Source organism: Streptomyces griseofuscus, assembly GCF_014673495.1.
GTDB classification, from domain to species: domain Bacteria; phylum Actinomycetota; class Actinomycetes; order Streptomycetales; family Streptomycetaceae; genus Streptomyces; species Streptomyces murinus.
Map to the genome: position 1 here is coordinate 5,339,566 of NZ_CP051006.1, position 16,694 is coordinate 5,356,259.

Below are 16,694 nucleotides of genomic sequence, written 5' to 3' on the forward strand. Positions count from 1 at the left end.
TTCGTCCACGGAAAGGCACAACCCGACGCCATGCGCCCCCAGTTCGTCCTGTCGGAGATCGGTGTCGGTCTCCGCCGCAATCTGACGATGACCTTCGCGGTCATCGTCTCCGTCGCCCTGTCCCTGGCCCTCTTCGGCGGCTCCCTGCTGATGAGCGACCAGGTGAGCACCATGAAGGGCTACTGGTACGACAAGGTGAACGTCTCGATCTTCCTGTGCAACAAGCACGACGCCGAGCAGGACGTGCACTGCGCCAAGGGCGCGGTCACCGAGGACCAGAAGAAGCAGATCCTCTCTGACCTGCAGAAGATGCCGATCGTCGAGAAGGTGTCGTACGAGTCGCAGGACCAGGCGTACAAGCACTACAAGGAGCAGTTCGGCAACTCCCCGCTGGCCGGCTCGCTGACGCCGGACCAGATGCAGGAGTCGTACCGGATCAAGCTCAAGGACCCGCAGAAGTACCAGGTGGTCGCGACCGCGTTCAACGGCCGGGACGGCGTGCAGTCGGTGCAGGACCAGAAGGGCATCCTGGACAACCTCTTCCAGCTGCTCAACCTGATGAACCGCGGCGCGCTCGGCGTGATGGCGCTCATGCTGTTCGTGGCGCTGCTGCTGATCGTCAACACCGTGCGTGTGTCGGCGTTCAGCCGTCGGCGTGAGACCGGGATCATGCGCCTGGTCGGCGCCTCCGGTTTCTACATCCAGGCGCCGTTCATCGCCGAGGCCGCGGTCGCCGGGCTCATCGGCGGTGGTCTGGCCTGCGTCTTCCTGGTGGTCGGCCGGTACTTCACCATTGACCACGGCATGGACCTCTCGCACAAGCTGACGCTGATCAACTTCGTCGGCTGGGACTCGGTGCTGACCAAGCTGCCGCTGATCCTCGCGACCAGTGTGCTGATGCCGGCCCTGGCGGCGTTCTTCGCGTTGCGCAAGTACCTGAAGGTGTGACGCAAACCAAGACGGCGGGCGGGGCAACGGGCCGTGACAGGAGGCCCGTTGTCCTAGACTCACCGCCATGTCCGGCCGAGACCCGCTCTGTCCGCCTCGGCGCGCCCGTCAAGGGGCCGCGCTGACCTTGGTCTTCGCCGGAGTCCTCGCCGCCGGAGCGGTCACCGGGGCCTTCCCGGACCCCGACCATCCGGCCCGCCGTACGACGACGGTGCCCGTGGGCGCCGTCCGCAAGGAGGACGTACGGGAGGCCGCCGCCCGCGCGATGGCCGACGGCACGTCCCCGATGGAGGCCGCCGAGCGGGCCGTCAGCCGCAGCGGCGACCGCTGGGGCGCCGTCTACTCCGAGGGCGACTACCAGGAGTTCCAGGACTCCCTCGACGGCCGCTACACCGGCGTCGGACTCTCCGCGGCGCGCGAACAGGACGGCCGTATCGAGGTCACCGGGGTGCGGCCGGGCTCGCCCGCCGCCGCGGCCGGCATCCGCACCGGCGACCGGCTGCGCAGCGTCGACGGCGCCAGCGCGGACGGCCTCCCGGTCACCGAGGTGGTCTCCCGGCTGCGCGGCGACGCCGACGACGCGCCCGCAGGGACGACCGTCACCCTCGGCCTCCAGCGCGGCACCCGCGCCTGGTCCGAGACCCTGCGCCGGGCGACCCTGACGACCGACTCGGTCAGCGTCCGCCGGCTGTCGGCACGGGCCACCCTGATCAGGATCGCCGCCTTCACCAAGGGCACCGGCGCCCAGGTCCGCGAGGCGCTGCGGACCGCCCCGCCCGGCGACGGGATCGTGCTGGACCTGCGCGGCAACTCCGGCGGCCTGGTCGCCGAGGCCGTGGCCACCGCCTCCGCCTTCCTCGACGGCGGCCTGGTCGCCACCTATGACGTCGACGGCGCCCCGCGCGCCCTGCACGCCACCTCCGGCGGGGACACCGCCCGCCCCCTGGTCGCCCTGGTCGACGGCGGCACCATGAGCGCGGCCGAGCTGCTCACCGGCGCCCTCCAGGACCGGGGCCGCGCGGTGGTGATCGGCTCCCGCACCTTCGGCAAGGGCTCCATCCAGATGCCGACGAGCCTCCCGGACGGCTCGGTGGCCGAGCTGACCGTGGGCCACTACCGCACCCCTTCCGGGCACGCGGTCGACGGCCGGGGCATCACGCCCGACCTGGAGGCCGGGGACGGCGTGCTGCAACGCGCCGAGACCGTGCTCACCGGCCTGGGCGACGCCGAATAAGGGCTGGCCCCGAGCCCCCCGCGTAGTGCGAAAATGGACGGCACTATGAGCAAGGGAATGTACGTACCCAAGGAGTCCCAGCCCAAGCAGGGCGGCGGGGCGGGCAAGGCCAGGGACGGCGAGAAGGGCGGCAAGCGCAAGATCGTCGCCCAGAACAAGAAGGCCCGGCACGACTACGCGATCATCGACACCTACGAGGCCGGGATCGTGCTCACCGGCACCGAGGTCAAGTCGCTGCGCGAGGGCCGGACCTCGCTGACGGACGGCTTCGTCCACATCGACCGGGGTGAGGCGTGGCTGCACAACGCCCACATCCCCGAATACCACCAGGGCAGCTGGACCAACCACTCCGCGCGCCGCAAGCGCAAGCTGCTGCTGCACCGCGAGGAGATCGACAAGCTGGAGTCCAAGGCCCAGGAGACCGGTCACACCATCGTGCCGCTCGCCCTGTACTTCCGGGACGGCCGCGCGAAGGCCGAGATCGCGCTCGCCCGGGGCAAGAAGGAGTACGACAAGCGGCAGACCCTGCGGGAGAAGCAGGACCGTCGGGAGTCGGACCGCGCCATCGCCGCGGCGAAGCGGAGGCAGCGCGGCGTGTAGGGCGGGAATACGGTGGCACGGAGCCGCGTTGTTCCCGTACGATGGCGGCAGCATCGGACGTCAGCCCGGTGCGCACCTTGAAAAAACAACATGGGGATGATCGGTTTCGACAGCGGATGTCGAAGCAGGGGAAGCGTGTCGAGGAAGCGGCCATGATCTCGTAAACCACAGGCCGAAAACAATAATCGCCAACACCAAGCGCGATTCCTTCGCCCTCGCTGCCTAAGTAGCGACTTGCGAAGTGTCAGCCCGGGGCTGTTCCCGACCCGGATCCTGGCATCAGCTAGGGGACTAAACCTTGATCCCGGTCACGGGGTGAAGAGGGAAATCAAACAGTGACTGAGCCCGTCGGCGACTTGTTCGCGTGATCGCCGGGGCTGAGAAAAGCACAGCGAACTGCACACGGAGAAGCCCTGATTCCGCACCGTTGGACGCGGGTTCGATTCCCGCCATCTCCACGAACCTCCTCCGGGAGGTAACCCCATGTGGGCAAAGGCCCCGTCGCTTCACGCGGCGGGGCCTTTGTCATGCGCCTTTATCGCCGGCACCGCCCCATGGACGGCTTCTACTGTTGCCTCCCATGAATCAGCGGCGACGCAAGAAGCTCTCCCGACGCCTGTTCACCGCGATCCTGATGGGGGACGCGGCCGGTGTGAGGGCGGCCCTGCGCTCCGGGGCCGACCCCGCGGGCGCCGACGGCGACGGCACCACCCCCCTCTACACGGCGTCCGTGAACGGCGAGGCCGAGATCGCCCGGTTCCTGCTGACGGCCGGCGCCCACCCCGACACCGAGAGTGCCGGGCCGGGGGCGGAGGGGACGCCGTTGTGCGCGGCGGCGTGCTGGGGCCATACCGAGACGGTGCGCGCCCTGCTGGCCCACGGCGCCGACCCGAACCTCCGCGAGGATCACGGCACCGGCCGTACGCCCCTTCAGTGGGCGCTGATCGGCCCGCACACCGAGACCGCGGACCGGTTGGCCGCGGCGGGAGCCGTGTGCGTCAGACCGGCCGGGCGAGCCGTGCCGAGGCCAGGTGCACCGTGAACCCGCAGGGCACGATGCCGTCCGGCGTGACCAGGTCCGCGACCTCGGCGAGAAAGTCCTGACGGAGCCGGGCGACGGCCTTCTCGGTCATCGGCGCGAGATCGTAGAGCCCGGACATGGACTCCCACACCTGCTCCAGGGTCCCGCCGATGTCGATGGGCACGGTCTCCCACTCGACATCTCCGAACCCCACCGGCCGCAGCACCTCGTCGAGCCCTTCCCGGCTGCGCACCCGCCTGTCCCCCAACGCGGGGATGCGCGCGGGGTTTTCCTCGCCCGCGCGCCGCAGCAGCCGCACGAACCGCTCGTACGCCTCCCCGCCGACCGCCCCGCCGCCCATCACGCACGCGAGCACCCCACCCGGTACGAGGACCCGGGCCGTCTCGGCCGCGACCTGCTCGATGTCGCCCATGAGCATCAGCGCGAGGTGGGAGACACAGGCGTCGAAACTCCCCTCGGCGAAGGGCAGTTCCTGCGCCCGCCCGGTGTGCAGCCGTGCCCCGCTGAGCGCCGGCCGCCGCCGGGCGAGGGCCAGCGACCGGGGCGAGAGGTCCACCCCGGCCAGCTCCCTGTCGCCGTCCCGGGCGAGCAGTTCGAGCAACAGCCCGTCCCCGCAACCGAGATCGAGCACCCGCCGATGCCCGGCCACCCGGTCGCGCAGCAGCTCGTAACTGGACCGCCCGTCCGGCCCCCGCCCCCGCCCGAACGCCTCGGCGGTCACGGCGGGCCGGACGGCGTGGAAGGACCGGAGGAACTCCTCCTGCACAGCGCTGTTCGTCATCTCCCGACCCTACGGCTCCCCGTACCCCCTCGGCCCCGGTGCGCGAAACCCGATGGCGATCTCGGGAGTTCACCCCCCGACGATGGCCGTGTGACCGACCGACCCGTGCGCTGGACCAAGTCGACCGTTCACGCCGACATGTGGGTCGACCCGGAGGACGATCCGCGCGAGAGCGTCGGTGGCTCCGTGGCGGGCGGGTCGGCCACGCTGCGGGACCACCTGGCCGGCTGCTCGGCCTGGTGCGGCATCTCGCCGAGGTGGAGCGGGACCGGCGGGGCTGGATCGGTGACGAGGAGCCGCGACCGATGCCGCGTCGGCGGCGCATCCGGACCTCGGGGAGCGGCCGGGCGAGGACGGCATCCCGGTCCGTGAGCGCCGCCCGCTCCGAGGCCGGCGCCCGGCGTGCGAAGGCCCCGTCCCGGGCGGACAATGTTTGCGGCGTTTGGCAGGGGTTTTGCTGCGCGAACCGAGGTGTTCGGCCATGAGCGTCATCGACGAGACCGCTCTGGACATTCTGCGGGGGGCTCTGCGGGGAGGCGTCGTAGGACCGGGGGATCCCGGGTACGACCGGGCCCGCGGCATCTACAACGCCATGATCGACCGGCGCCCCGCCGCGTTCGCGCGGTGCGTGGACGTGGCGGACGTACGGACCGCGCTCGCCTTCGCACGGGACAACGGCATGGCGACGGCCGTGCGCGGGGGCGGGCACAGCGGACCGGGGCTGTGCCTGGTGGACGGCGCGCTCACCCTGGATCTGACGCCCATGCGCTGGGTGCACATCGACCCGGAGGCCCGGACCGCCCGGGTCGGCGGCGGGAGCCGGCTCGGCGATCTCGATCACGCGGCGCACACCTTCGGGCTGGGGGTGCCCTCGGGGATCATGTCGACCACCGGGGTCGGCGGGCTCACCCTCGGCGGTGGCCACGGACATCTCACCCGCCGTTACGGCCTGACCATCGACAGCCTGCTCGCCGCGGACGTGGTGCTCGCCGACGGGAGCTTCGTCACCGCCTCCGCCGACCGGCACCCCGATCTGTTCTGGGCGCTGCGGGGCGGTGGCGGGAACTTCGGCGTCGTCACGTCCTTCGCCTTCCGGCTGCACCCGGTGGACACCGTCGGGGTCGCGATCACCCTCTGGCCCGTCGACCAGGTGCGTGAAGTGCTGCGCTGGTACCGGGAGTTCCTGCCGGGCGCGCCTGAGGAGCTGAGCGGGTTCTTCGCGCTGCTGACGGTCCCGCCCGGGCCGCCGTTCCCCGAGCCGCTGCACGGAAGGAAGATGTGCGGGGTGGTGTGGTGCCACACGCCGGCGCACCCCGGGACGGCCCCGGAGGAGGAGCGGGCGCGGCTGGAGAAGGCCGTCGCCGGCGTGGCCGCCGCCGGGCCGCCCGCCTTCCACTTCACCACGGTCATGCCCTACCCCGCCCTCCAGACCATGTTCGACCAGCTGCTGCCCACGGGGCTCCAGTGGTACTGGCGCGGGGACTTCTTCGACGCCATCTCCGACGACGCCATCGCCGTGCACGAGAAGTACGGCCAGAACCTCCCCACCGGCCTGTCCACCATGCACCTGTACCCCGTGGACGGAGCGGCCCATCGCCCCGGCCCCGACGAGACGGCCTGGGCCTACCGGGACGCCCTGTGGTCCGGCGTCATCGCGGGCATCGACCCGGACCCGGCCAACGCCGCCCTGCTCCGCCGCTGGTGCGTCGACTACTGGACCGAGCTGCACCCGCACTCCATGGGCGGCGGCTACCTCAACTTCCTGGGCGAGGAAGAGTCCACCGACCGGGTACGGGCCACCTACCGCGCCAACTACGACCGACTGGCCGAGGTCAAACACACCTACGACCCGGCCAACTTCTTCCGGGCCAACCAGAACATCTCGCCGGCCTGAGCACGACCGGCCCCCGTGCGGGGGGTTCCGGGGAAGCGGTCGGACGGGCACTGTGGGAGGGAGGTGGCTGTACGACTCCCCGTATGCCTAGGCGGTGACAGGCACATGGCGCTGCGGTTCGATGCCGGACGGGTTTGTCTGGATCTGTTGGCGACCGGTCATCCAGGTGAACGGCTCGACTCCGTCCGGGCGTTGTGCGGCTGGATCGAGGAGGCCGGGCTGGTGCCGGCCGGCACGGGGCTCGGGCACGCCGACGAGACCTGGGTGGTGCGGTTCAGGGAAGTGCGGGAGGACATAGGGCAGTTGGTACGGCGCGGCGGCGGGACGGTGTCGTACGCAAGGGCGCTCGGACGGGTCAACGAGGCGGCGCGGGCGACACCGCCGGTGCCCTGTGCCGTACGGCACGGCGACGGGCCGCTCGTCCGGGAGCTGGTCGCGCCGCCCGGGCCCGCCGCCCTGCTGGCGCTCCTCGCCCGGGACGCCGTGGAGCTGCTCACCGACCCCGTCGCCCGAGCCGCCCTTCGCGAGTGCGAGGGGGACAAGTGTCCGCTCCTCTACCTCGACACCTCCCGGGGCCGCCGCCGGCGCTGGTGCTCCAGCGAAGTCTGCGGCAACCGCGAACGGGTGGCCCGCCACCGCCGCCGGGCGGCCGCCCTGACCCGTGCGTGAGCGCTGGGGCCCGCGCGTGAGCCGTCGGCACCCTCACATACAAGATCGCCGTATCCGGGAAAGCGCCCGGGTCCCGTAGCCTCGCCCGCCTCCCTTCGCGTACGGTTGACGGCTGCCCAGCACGTCAGAAGGGGGCCCGGTGGCCGCTCAGGTTCAGCATTCCGCGGTCGGCTCGGAACACGACGCACAGGACTCCGTGCGCGACCGAGAGATCAGCGTCGAACAGGCACATCTGGACCGGGTGTACCGGCGGCTGGAGGAGAAGATCCACGAGGCCGAGTTCCTGATGAACGACGCGGCCCAGCGGGGCCAGGTCGGCACCCCCGGCGCGCTCGCCGAGCGGGACGCGCAGGTCTTCCGCGCCGGGGTCCACCTGAACCGGCTGAACAACGAGTTCGAGGACTTCCTGTTCGGACGCATCGACCTGCTGCTCGGCAAGGACGGCAAGAAGGGGCCCGACGGGGCCTACACGGCGGTCGAGCCGGCCGAGGGCGCCGTGCGCGAGGACGACACCGCCGACATCGCCGAGACCCTGCACATCGGGCGGATCGGCGTCCTCGACGCGGACTACGCCCCGCTCGTCATCGACTGGCGCGCCCCCGCCGCCGCGCCCTTCTACCGGGCCACCCCCGTGGAGCCCGGACGGGTGGTGCGCCGGCGGGTCATCCGGTCCAAGGGGCGCCGGGTGCTCGGCGTCGAGGACGACCTGATGCGGCCCGCGCTCACCGCCTACCTCGACGGCCGGCAACTGCCCGTCATCGGCGACGGCGCCCTGATGGCCGCTCTCGGCCAGGCCCGCGGCCACACCATGCGGGACATCGTCTCCTCCATCCAGGCCGAGCAGGACCTCGTCATCCGGGCCCCCGCCGCCTCGATCACGTACGTGGAGGGCGGCCCCGGCACCGGCAAGACCGCCGTCGCCCTGCACCGCGCCGCCTACCTGCTCTACCAGGACCGCAGGCGGTACGCGGGCGGCATCCTGATCGTCTCCCCGACCCCGCTGCTCGTCGCCTACACCGAGGGCGTGCTGCCCTCGCTCGGCGAGGAGGGCCAGGTCGCGATCCGGGCGATCGGCTCGCTGGTCGACGGCGTGACGGCGACGCTGTACGACTCCCCGTCCGTGGCCCGCGCCAAGGGCTCGTACCGGATGCTGAAGGTGCTGCGGAAGGCCGCCAGGGGAGCCCTGGAGCTGGGCGCCGCCGTCCGGGCGGGCCACGAGGAGTACGACGACGACACGCCGCGTCCCGTCGACCCCGCCCGGCTGCGTGTCGTCGCCTTCGGCCGCCGGCTCGAACTGGAGGCCGCGGAGCTGGACCGCATCCGCCATGCGGCCCTCGGCGGCACCGCCCCCGTCAACCTGCTGCGCCCGCGCGCCCGCAAGCTGCTGCTGGACGCCCTGTGGCAGAAGTCCGGCGCCGGGTCCCGGCACACCGACCCGGAGCTGGCCGCCGAGCTGCGCTCCTCCTTCGACGAGGACATCACCGGCGAGGACGCCTTCATCGGCTTCCTGGACGCCTGGTGGCCGGAGCTGACCCCGGCGCGGGTGCTCGACGCCATGGCCGACGAGAAGCGGCTCGGCCGCTGGGCGCGCCGGATCCTCAACCCGGGCGAGGTGCGCAAGGTGGCCCGTTCGCTCAAGCGCGACGGCCGCACGGTGCACGACATCGCCCTGCTGGACGAGCTCCAGGCGATCCTCGGCGCCCCCGCCCGGCCCCGCAAGAAGCGGGAGCTCGACCCGCTGGACCAGCTCACCGGTCTGGAGGAGCTGATGCCGGTGCGCGAGGAGACCCAGCGGGAGCGGGCCGAGCGGCTGGCGCAGGAGCGCACCGAGTACGCGCACGTCATCGTGGACGAGGCGCAGGACCTCACCCCGATGCAGTGGCGGATGGTCGGCCGCCGCGGCCGGCACGCCACCTGGACGGTCGTCGGGGACCCGGCCCAGTCCTCCTGGTCCGACCCGGACGAGGCGGCCGAGGCCCGGGACGAGGCCCTGGGCAGCCGCCCCAGGCGCCGCTTCCAGCTCACCGTGAACTACCGCAACCCCGCCGAGATCGCCGAGCTGGCCGCCCGGGTGCTCGCGCTCGCCATGCCCGGCTCCGAGTCGCCCCGCGCCGTACGCTCCACCGGCGTCGCGCCGCGCTTCACCGTCGTACAGGAGTCCCTCCAGGCCACCGTGCGGGCCGAGGCGGAGCGGCTGCTGGACCTGGTGGACGGCACGGTCGGCGTGGTCGTCGCGATGAACCGGCGCGAGGAGGCGAGACGCTGGCTCGCCGGGCTCGGCGACCGGGTGGTGGCGCTCGGCAGCCTGGAGGCCAAGGGACTGGAGTACGACGCGACGGTCGTCGTCTCGCCCGCGGAGATCGCCGACGAGTCCCCGGCCGGGCTGCGCGTGCTCTACGTGGCGCTCACCCGGGCGACCCAGCAGCTCACGGTGGTGTCGGGGGAGCGGGACGAGCCGGATGCGGCCGGGGTGCCGGATCTGCTGCGCGACTGAGTTTTCGACGAACTCCCCGCGCGGGGAACGGCATCCGGCATCCGTTTGTTAGCCTGGGTACGGCACCGGCTCGATCCAAGCCCCCGGGCCCAACCTTCGTCCCTTCGAGGGACCACTTGCCGCGAGGCGAGCATGGCGGGTCGGTGTCATCAACGTGGGAGGCCCACGTCACGACAGAGTGACGTGGGCCTCTTTCTTATGTCTGACGACTCTCGTATGGTGGAAGTCGTTTTCCGAAAACGCGCACCACTCGGTAGCCACCCATGAACAAAACGTCCGCAACCGAGGGCGACTACCACGTACTGATCGGTAGGTGCGACGATCGGACGGCACAACTTAGCGACACGGTGAAAGCAGAGGAAGTCGGCCATGGCAACGGCGCCCAGCGTCTCCTACTCGATGACCATCCGGCTGGAGGTGCCCGCGAGCGGAACGGCCGTCTCGCAGCTCACCAACGCCGTGGAGTCCTCCGGAGGCTCGGTGACCGGCCTCGACGTCACCGCGTCCGGGCACGAGAAGCTCCGTATCGACGTGACCATCGCGGCCACCTCCACGGCCCACGCCGAGGAGATCGTCGAGAAGCTGCGCGGCATCGAGGGCGTCACCCTCGGCAAGGTCTCCGACCGTACGTTCCTGATGCACCTCGGCGGCAAGATCGAGATGCAGTCCAAGCACCCCATCCGCAACCGTGACGACCTCTCCATGGTCTACACGCCGGGCGTGGCGCGCGTCTGCATGGCGATCGCCGAGAACCCCGAGGACGCCCGCCGCCTCACCATCAAGCGCAACTCGGTTGCGGTCGTGACGGACGGCTCCGCGGTGCTCGGTCTCGGCAACATCGGCCCCAAGGCCGCGCTGCCGGTGATGGAGGGCAAGGCGGCCCTCTTCAAGCGCTTCGCCGGCATCGACGCCTGGCCGCTGTGCCTGGACACCCAGGACACCGACGCGATCGTGGAGATCGTCAAGGCGATCGCCCCCGGCTTCGCGGGCATCAACCTGGAGGACATCTCCGCGCCCCGCTGCTTCGAGATCGAGGCCCGGCTGCGCGAGGCCCTGGACATCCCGGTCTTCCACGACGACCAGCACGGCACCGCCATCGTCGTGCTCGCCGCGCTGACCAACGCGCTGCGCGTCACCGGCAAGGCGATCGAGAACATCCGGATCGTGATGTCCGGCGCCGGCGCGGCCGGTACGGCCATCCTCAAGCTGCTGCTCGCGGCGGGCGCCAAGAACGCCGTCGTCGCCGACATCCACGGCGTGGTGCACGCGGGCCGCGAGGACCTGGTGAACGCCCCGGCCGACTCGCCGCTGCGCTGGATCGCCGACAACACCAACCCGGAGGGCCTCACCGGCACCCTGAAGGAGGCCGTGCGCGGCGCGGACGTCTTCATCGGTGTCTCGGCCCCGAACGTCCTGGACGGCGACGACGTGGCCGCCATGGCGGACGGCGCGATCGTGTTCGCGCTCGCGAACCCGGATCCCGAGGTCGACCCGGCGATCGCCCGCCAGACGGCCGCGGTGGTGGCCACCGGCCGCTCGGACTTCCCCAATCAGATCAACAATGTGCTGGTCTTCCCGGGTGTCTTCCGCGGCCTGTTGGACGCGCAGTCCCGTACCGTCAACACTGAGATGATGCTCGCCGCCGCGAAGGCACTCGCCGATGTGGTCAGCGAGGACGAGCTGAACCCCAACTACATCATTCCGAGCGTCTTCAACGACAAGGTCGCGGGCGCTGTCGCCGGCGCGGTCCGTGAGGCCGCCAAGGCGGTCGGCGCAACGGTCTGACCAGGGCGGATCGCCCGATCACGGCGTGTCGCACGGTGCTGGGGGCTGTGAGGATCACCACGGTGGCCCCCCGCACCGGCGCGTCGTGGAACCACCTGACGCCGGGTGCCCTCTAGGGTGACGCCGATCAGGCGCTTTTCGTGTGACTCCCCAGGGTGTTCTCACGACTCCTACGGGTGCCGGATTGGCTTTCCCGCCGCAGGTAGGGGCAGGATGCGTCCCTGGGCGCGAGCGCATCGGCATCGCAGTGCCACGGGCATAACCGCCGCGTGGCGCACCCCAACGGCAAGAAAACACGGGAGTAACAACATGAACCGCAGTGAGCTGGTGGCCGCGCTGGCCGACCGTGCCGAGGTGACCCGCAAGGACGCCGACGCCGTGCTGGCCGCGTTCGCCGAGACCGTCGGCGAGATCGTCGCCAAGGGCGACGAGAAGGTCACCATCCCCGGCTTCCTGACCTTCGAGCGCACCCACCGTGCCGCTCGTACCGCGCGCAACCCGCAGACCGGCGAGCCGATCAACATCCCCGCCGGGTTCAGCGTGAAGGTCACCGCGGGCTCCAAGCTCAAGGAAGCGGCCAAGGGCAAGTAAGCGCTGCGCTTGCAACGCCGTTCACCGAAGCGCCGTTGCGCGCCAGCGCCGTGGGTGGCTGCGAGACCGCTGTGGCTGGTCGCGCAGTTCCCCGCGCCCCTTTCGGGGCATGTCAGCCGAAGGCGTGAAACAGGGCGGTCCCCCTCCTCGGAGGGGGACCGCCCTGTTTGCTTGTTTGCTCGGGGTCAGCCGAGGGCTTTGCCCGGGAGTTCGACCTTGGCGCCCAGTTCCACGAGCTTCTCCATGAAGTTCTCGTAGCCGCGGTTGATCAGCTCGATGCCGTGGACCCGGGAGGTGCCCTCGGCGGCGAGGGCCGCGATCAGGTAGGAGAAGCCGCCGCGCAGGTCGGGGATGACCAGGTCGGCGCCCTGGAGCCGGGTCGGCCCCGAGACGACCGCGGAGTGCAGGAAGTTGCGCTGGCCGAAGCGGCAGTCGGAGCCGCCCAGGCACTCGCGGTAGAGCTGGATGTGCGCACCCATCTGGTTGAGCGCCGAGGTGAAGCCCAGCCGGGACTCGTAGACCGTCTCGTGGATGATCGACAGGCCCGTGGCCTGGGTGAGCGCCACCACCAGCGGCTGCTGCCAGTCGGTCTGGAAACCGGGGTGCACGTCCGTCTCCAGCGCGATCGACTTCAGCTGGCCGCCCGGGTGCCAGAAGCGGATGCCCTCGTCGTCGATCTCGAAGGCGCCGCCGACCTTGCGGTAGGTGTTCAGGAACGTCATCATCGAGCGCTGCTGGGCGCCGCGGACGTAGATGTTGCCGTTGGTCGCCAGCGCCGCCGAGGCCCAGGACGCGGCCTCCAGGCGGTCCGACAGGGCCCGGTGGGTGTAGCCGCCGAGCTGGTCCACACCGGTGATGCGGATGGTCCGGTCGGTGTCCATCGCGATGATCGCGCCCATCTTCTGCAACACGCAGATGAGGTCCTCGATCTCCGGCTCGACGGCCGCGTTGGACAGCTCCGTGACGCCCTCGGCCAGTACGGCCGTCAGCAGCACCTGCTCGGTCGCGCCCACCGACGGGTACGGCAGCGTGATCTTCGTACCGCGCAGGCCCTTCGGCGCCTCCAGGTACTGCCCGTCCGCGCGCTTCTCGATGGTCGCGCCGAACTGCCGCAGCACATCGAAGTGGAAGTCGATGGGCCGGCCGCCGATGTCGCAGCCGCCGAGGCCGGGGATGAACGCGTGCCCGAGCCGGTGCAGCAGCGGGCCGCAGAACAGGATCGGGATACGGCTGGAGCCGGCGTGGGCATCGATGTCGGCCACGTTGGCGCTCTCGACGCGCGTCGGGTCGAGCACCAGCTCGCCGGGCTCCTCACCCGGACGGACCGTCACCCCGTGCAGCTGGAGCAGCCCGCGCACGACGCGCACGTCACGGATGTCCGGAACATTGCGCAGCCGGCTCGGCGCGCTGCCGAGCAGCGCGGCGACCATGGCCTTCGGCACGAGGTTCTTCGCACCGCGGACACGGATCTCGCCCTCAAGCGGGTTTCCGCCGTGGACAAGCAGGACATCGTCGTTGACGGTCATGAATCTCGCGTTCCGATCAGATGGGCATGGGGTCCGCCGATCACGGGCGGGCCGTGGGACAGGGTAATCGCCGATCACCCCCCGTCCGTAAGTCCGCGTACCGCCCTGTCGCGTCATGGGTGTGTCACAACACGAACCGTTTGCAATCGAACACACGGGGTCACCGGCCGTAAGTGTGCGCCGTGCCTGCTTCCACGCTCCTTGAACTGCGTTCACCCAGGCACTCCGATTGGCTCCCCACTCCGGGGGAAGATGCGGGATCATGTCTGGCATGACCGAGGTGTCCTCGCTCACAGGGCGGCTGCTCGTGGCCACCCCCGTCCTGGCGGACCCGAACTTCGACCGCGCGGTGGTGCTCCTCCTCGACCACGACGAGGAGGGTTCCCTCGGCGTCGTCCTCAACCGCCCCACCCCGGTGGGCGTCGGCGACATCCTGGAGGGCTGGGCCGAGCTGGCCGGCGAGCCCGGTGTCGTCTTCCAGGGCGGGCCGGTCTCGCTGGACTCCGCGCTCGGCGTGGCGGTCATCCCGGGCGGGGCGCACGGAGAAGGGGCCCCGCTGGGCTGGCGGCGGGTGCACGGCGCGATCGGCCTGGTCGACCTGGAGGCGCCGCCCGAGCTGCTCGCCCCGGCCGTCGGCTCGCTGCGGATCTTCGCCGGATACGCGGGCTGGGGGCCCGGCCAGCTGGAGGAGGAGCTGGCCGAGGGCGCCTGGTACGTGGTGGAGTCCGAGCCCGGCGACGTGTCCTCGCCGGAGCCCGAACGGCTGTGGCGCGAGGTGCTGCGCCGCCAGCGCAGCGAACTGGCGATGGTGGCCACGTATCCGGACGACCCTTCGCTCAACTGATGCCCGGCCGCTTCAGTACCCTGGGCAATATGAGCACTCTTGAGCCCGAGCGCGGGACTGGTACGGGGACCCTCGTAGAGCCGACGCCGCAGGTGTCCCACGGCGACGGCGACCACGAGCGCTACGCCCACTACGTCCAGAAGGACAAGATCATGGCGAGCGCCCTCGACGGCACCCCCGTCGTGGCGCTGTGCGGCAAGGTCTGGGTGCCGGGCCGCGACCCGAAGAAGTACCCCGTGTGCCCCATGTGCAAGGAGATCTACGAGTCCATGGGCAGCGGCGGCGACAAGGACAAGGGCGGCGACAAGGGCAAGGGCAAGTAAGGCCCCGCCTCCCGTGGTGACCCGCGAGGGCCCCGGCGCGCTTCGGTGTGCGCCGGGGCCCTTTGCATACCCGATTGGTCGAGACCTCTTGTGGGCCGGTTCCGGGGGTCCTAGCCTTCCTGCCGATCGACTGGTTGTGCGGAGCGAAACGGCTGTTGCACAGGGTGCAACACGGGGCGTGGAGGCCACATGGGTGAAATCGGCGGCGGGGAAGCGGCATCGGCCGGGGAGGCGGCGCTGATCCCGGCGCCGGACCGGGTCTCGGTGCCGGGCGGCGCGGCGGCGGGGGCACGCTGTGTGGTCGACACGGACACCGGGATCGAGGCCGCCGAGGGCACCGAACGGGTGGCCCGCTGGCTGCGGTCGACGGTCGGCGCGGCGACCGGGCTGCCCTTCGCGCCGTACCGCGAGAGTGAAAGCCGTCTACGGGACGGCCGGGTACGGCTGCGGATCGTGCCCGCACTCGCGGACGAACTCGGCGGCCCGGAGTCGTACCGGCTGACCGCCGAAAACAGGGTGGTCACCCTGGACGGGGCGAGCGAGGCCGGGCTGTTCTGGGCCGCGGGCACCTTCCGGCAGCTGCTCGGGCCCGAGGCCTTCCGGCGGGCCCCCGTCAGCAGCCGCGACACCTGGGAATTCCCCGCGCTCACCGTGCACGACAGCCCCCGATTCGGCTGGCGCGGGCTGCTGCTCGACGTGGCCCGGCACTTCATGCCCAAGGACGGGGTGCTGCGCTATCTCGATCTGATGGCCGCGCACAAACTCAATGTGCTGCATCTGCATCTGACGGACGACCAGGGCTGGCGGATCGAGATCAGGCGCTATCCGGAACTGACCGGGACCGGCTCCTGGCGGGCGCGGACGAAATTCGGTCACCGGGCCTCACCGCTGTGGGAGGAGAAGCCGCACGGGGGTTACTACACCCAGGACGACATCCGGGAGATCGTCGCCTACGCGGCCGAGCGGCATATCACCGTCGTGCCGGAAATCGATGTGCCGGGGCATTCGCAGGCGGCCGTCGCCGCGTATCCGGAACTCGGCAACACCGATGTCATCGACACCTCCGCGCTCTCCGTCTGGGACACCTGGGGGATCAACTCCAACGTACTGGCCCCCACCGACAACACCCTCCGGTTCTACGAAGGGGTGTTCGAGGAGGTCCTGGAGATGTTCCCGTCACGGTTCATCCACATCGGTGGTGACGAATGCCCGAAGGACCAGTGGCAGAAGTCGTCGGCCGCCCAGGAGCGCATCGCCGCTCTCGGCCTCGCCGACGAGGACCAGCTCCAGTCGTGGTTCGTACGGCATTTCGACACCTGGCTCGGGGCGCGCGGGCGCCGGCTGATCGGCTGGGACGAGATCCTCCAGGGCGGGCTCGCCCCGGGCGCCGCGGTCTCCTCCTGGCGCGGCTACGAGGGCGGGGTCACCGCCGCGCGCGCCGGACACGACGTCGTCATGTGCCCCGAGCAGTACGTGTACCTGGACCACCGGCAGGCCCCCGGCGACGAGGAACCCGTGCCGATCGGCTTCGTGCGCACCCTGGAGGACGTCTACCGCTTCGAACCCGTTCCCGCCGCGCTCACCGAGGCCGAGGCGCGCCATGTGCTCGGCACCCAGGCCAATGTGTGGACCGAGGTCCTGGAGGACGCCCGGCGCGTGGACTACCAGGCGTTTCCCCGGCTCGCCGCGTTCGCGGAGGTCGCCTGGAGCCGGCTGCCCGCGCCCGCGGAACGGGACTTCGCGGACTTCGAGCGCCGGATGACCGCGCACTACCGCCGACTTGACGCCCTGGGCGTCGCCTACCGGCCGCCTACCGGACCCCGGCCGTGGCAGCGGCGACCCGGTGTGCCGGGCCGCCCGCTCGACGGACCGCCGCCCAACAGGTGATCCCGAACGGCCGGAACCCGCCAGGTGCACCCCAACAGGCGCCCCACGCACGCGGATAGAACAGATAGCGGAAAAA

14 protein-coding genes and 1 other RNA gene are annotated in these 16,694 nt (G+C 71.1%); 13 read left to right on the top strand and 2 right to left on the bottom strand.

The features are described 5' to 3' along the window. Positions 1 to 30: 30 nt before the first annotated feature. From ftsX to HEP81_RS24190, 5 genes are all read left to right on the top strand, one after another. Positions 31 to 948, top strand: a complete 918-nt coding sequence (gene ftsX / locus HEP81_RS24170; RefSeq protein ID WP_037651393.1) for a permease-like cell division protein FtsX — start codon at positions 31 to 33, stop codon at positions 946 to 948. 67 nt (positions 949 to 1,015) lie between these two features. Further along, entirely contained in the window at positions 1,016 to 2,182 is a 1,167-nt protein-coding gene (locus HEP81_RS24175; protein ID WP_172636951.1) for a S41 family peptidase, read from the top strand. 57 nt (positions 2,183 to 2,239) lie between these two features. Continuing rightward, positions 2,240 to 2,782, top strand: a complete 543-nt coding sequence (gene smpB, locus HEP81_RS24180; protein WP_037651396.1) for an SsrA-binding protein SmpB — start codon at positions 2,240 to 2,242, stop codon at positions 2,780 to 2,782. 92 nt (positions 2,783 to 2,874) lie between these two features. After that, positions 2,875 to 3,243: a transfer-messenger RNA gene (ssrA, locus tag HEP81_RS24185) on the top strand. Between the two features lie 119 nt (positions 3,244 to 3,362). Beyond that, positions 3,363 to 3,824 (top strand): ankyrin repeat domain-containing protein, encoded by a 462-nt coding sequence (locus tag HEP81_RS24190; RefSeq protein ID WP_037651399.1) that lies wholly within the window; start codon positions 3,363 to 3,365, stop codon positions 3,822 to 3,824. Here the strand turns inward: HEP81_RS24190 and HEP81_RS24195 are convergent. Continuing rightward, positions 3,781 to 4,605, bottom strand: a complete 825-nt coding sequence (locus HEP81_RS24195; RefSeq protein ID WP_037651401.1) for a class I SAM-dependent methyltransferase — start codon at positions 4,603 to 4,605, stop codon at positions 3,781 to 3,783. The two genes, HEP81_RS24190 and HEP81_RS24195, sit on opposite strands and share 44 nt — an antisense overlap. Before the next feature lie 481 nt (positions 4,606 to 5,086). Between HEP81_RS24195 and HEP81_RS24200 the strand changes: the two genes are divergently transcribed. The 5 genes from HEP81_RS24200 to HEP81_RS24220 all read left to right on the top strand — a co-directional run bounded on the left by HEP81_RS24200 (position 5,087) and on the right by HEP81_RS24220 (position 12,038). Next, the gene (locus HEP81_RS24200) at positions 5,087 to 6,499 is read left to right on the top strand and encodes an FAD-binding oxidoreductase (RefSeq protein ID WP_190276031.1); all 1,413 of its coding nucleotides are present in this window, start codon (positions 5,087 to 5,089) and stop codon (positions 6,497 to 6,499) included. Between the two features lie 105 nt (positions 6,500 to 6,604). After that, complete coding sequence (locus tag HEP81_RS24205; RefSeq protein WP_037651404.1) at positions 6,605 to 7,168, top strand: CGNR zinc finger domain-containing protein; 564 nt, start codon at positions 6,605 to 6,607, stop codon at positions 7,166 to 7,168. 139 nt (positions 7,169 to 7,307) lie between these two features. Beyond that, positions 7,308 to 9,662: a HelD family protein gene (locus HEP81_RS24210; protein ID WP_037651406.1), complete on the top strand. Its 2,355-nt coding sequence runs from the start codon at positions 7,308 to 7,310 to the stop codon at positions 9,660 to 9,662. Positions 9,663 to 10,031: 369 nt separating this feature from the next. Next, entirely contained in the window at positions 10,032 to 11,447 is a 1,416-nt protein-coding gene (locus HEP81_RS24215) for an NAD-dependent malic enzyme (protein WP_037651408.1), read from the top strand. 309 nt (positions 11,448 to 11,756) lie between these two features. Continuing rightward, positions 11,757 to 12,038: an HU family DNA-binding protein gene (locus HEP81_RS24220; protein ID WP_014673024.1), complete on the top strand. Its 282-nt coding sequence runs from the start codon at positions 11,757 to 11,759 to the stop codon at positions 12,036 to 12,038. A gap of 185 nt (positions 12,039 to 12,223) precedes the next feature. On the opposite strand, the gene murA is transcribed toward HEP81_RS24220, so the two are convergent. Further along, positions 12,224 to 13,564, bottom strand: coding sequence for a UDP-N-acetylglucosamine 1-carboxyvinyltransferase (gene murA, locus HEP81_RS24225; RefSeq protein ID WP_037651411.1), 1,341 nt, complete (start codon positions 13,562 to 13,564; stop codon positions 12,224 to 12,226). A gap of 271 nt (positions 13,565 to 13,835) precedes the next feature. On the opposite strand from murA, the gene HEP81_RS24230 reads away from it, so the two are divergent. The 3 genes from HEP81_RS24230 (at position 13,836) to HEP81_RS24240 (ending at position 16,618) form a co-directional block, all read left to right on the top strand. Then, positions 13,836 to 14,408 carry a YqgE/AlgH family protein gene (locus HEP81_RS24230; protein WP_037651413.1) on the top strand — a complete coding sequence of 191 codons (573 nt, stop codon included), beginning with the start codon at positions 13,836 to 13,838 and terminating at the stop codon, positions 14,406 to 14,408. Between the two features lie 29 nt (positions 14,409 to 14,437). Further along, positions 14,438 to 14,731 carry a DUF3039 domain-containing protein gene (locus HEP81_RS24235; protein ID WP_037651876.1) on the top strand — a complete coding sequence of 98 codons (294 nt, stop codon included), beginning with the start codon at positions 14,438 to 14,440 and terminating at the stop codon, positions 14,729 to 14,731. 189 nt (positions 14,732 to 14,920) lie between these two features. Then, positions 14,921 to 16,618 carry a beta-N-acetylhexosaminidase gene (locus tag HEP81_RS24240; RefSeq protein WP_078967133.1) on the top strand — a complete coding sequence of 566 codons (1,698 nt, stop codon included), beginning with the start codon at positions 14,921 to 14,923 and terminating at the stop codon, positions 16,616 to 16,618. The last annotated feature ends 76 nt before the right edge of the window (positions 16,619 to 16,694 follow it).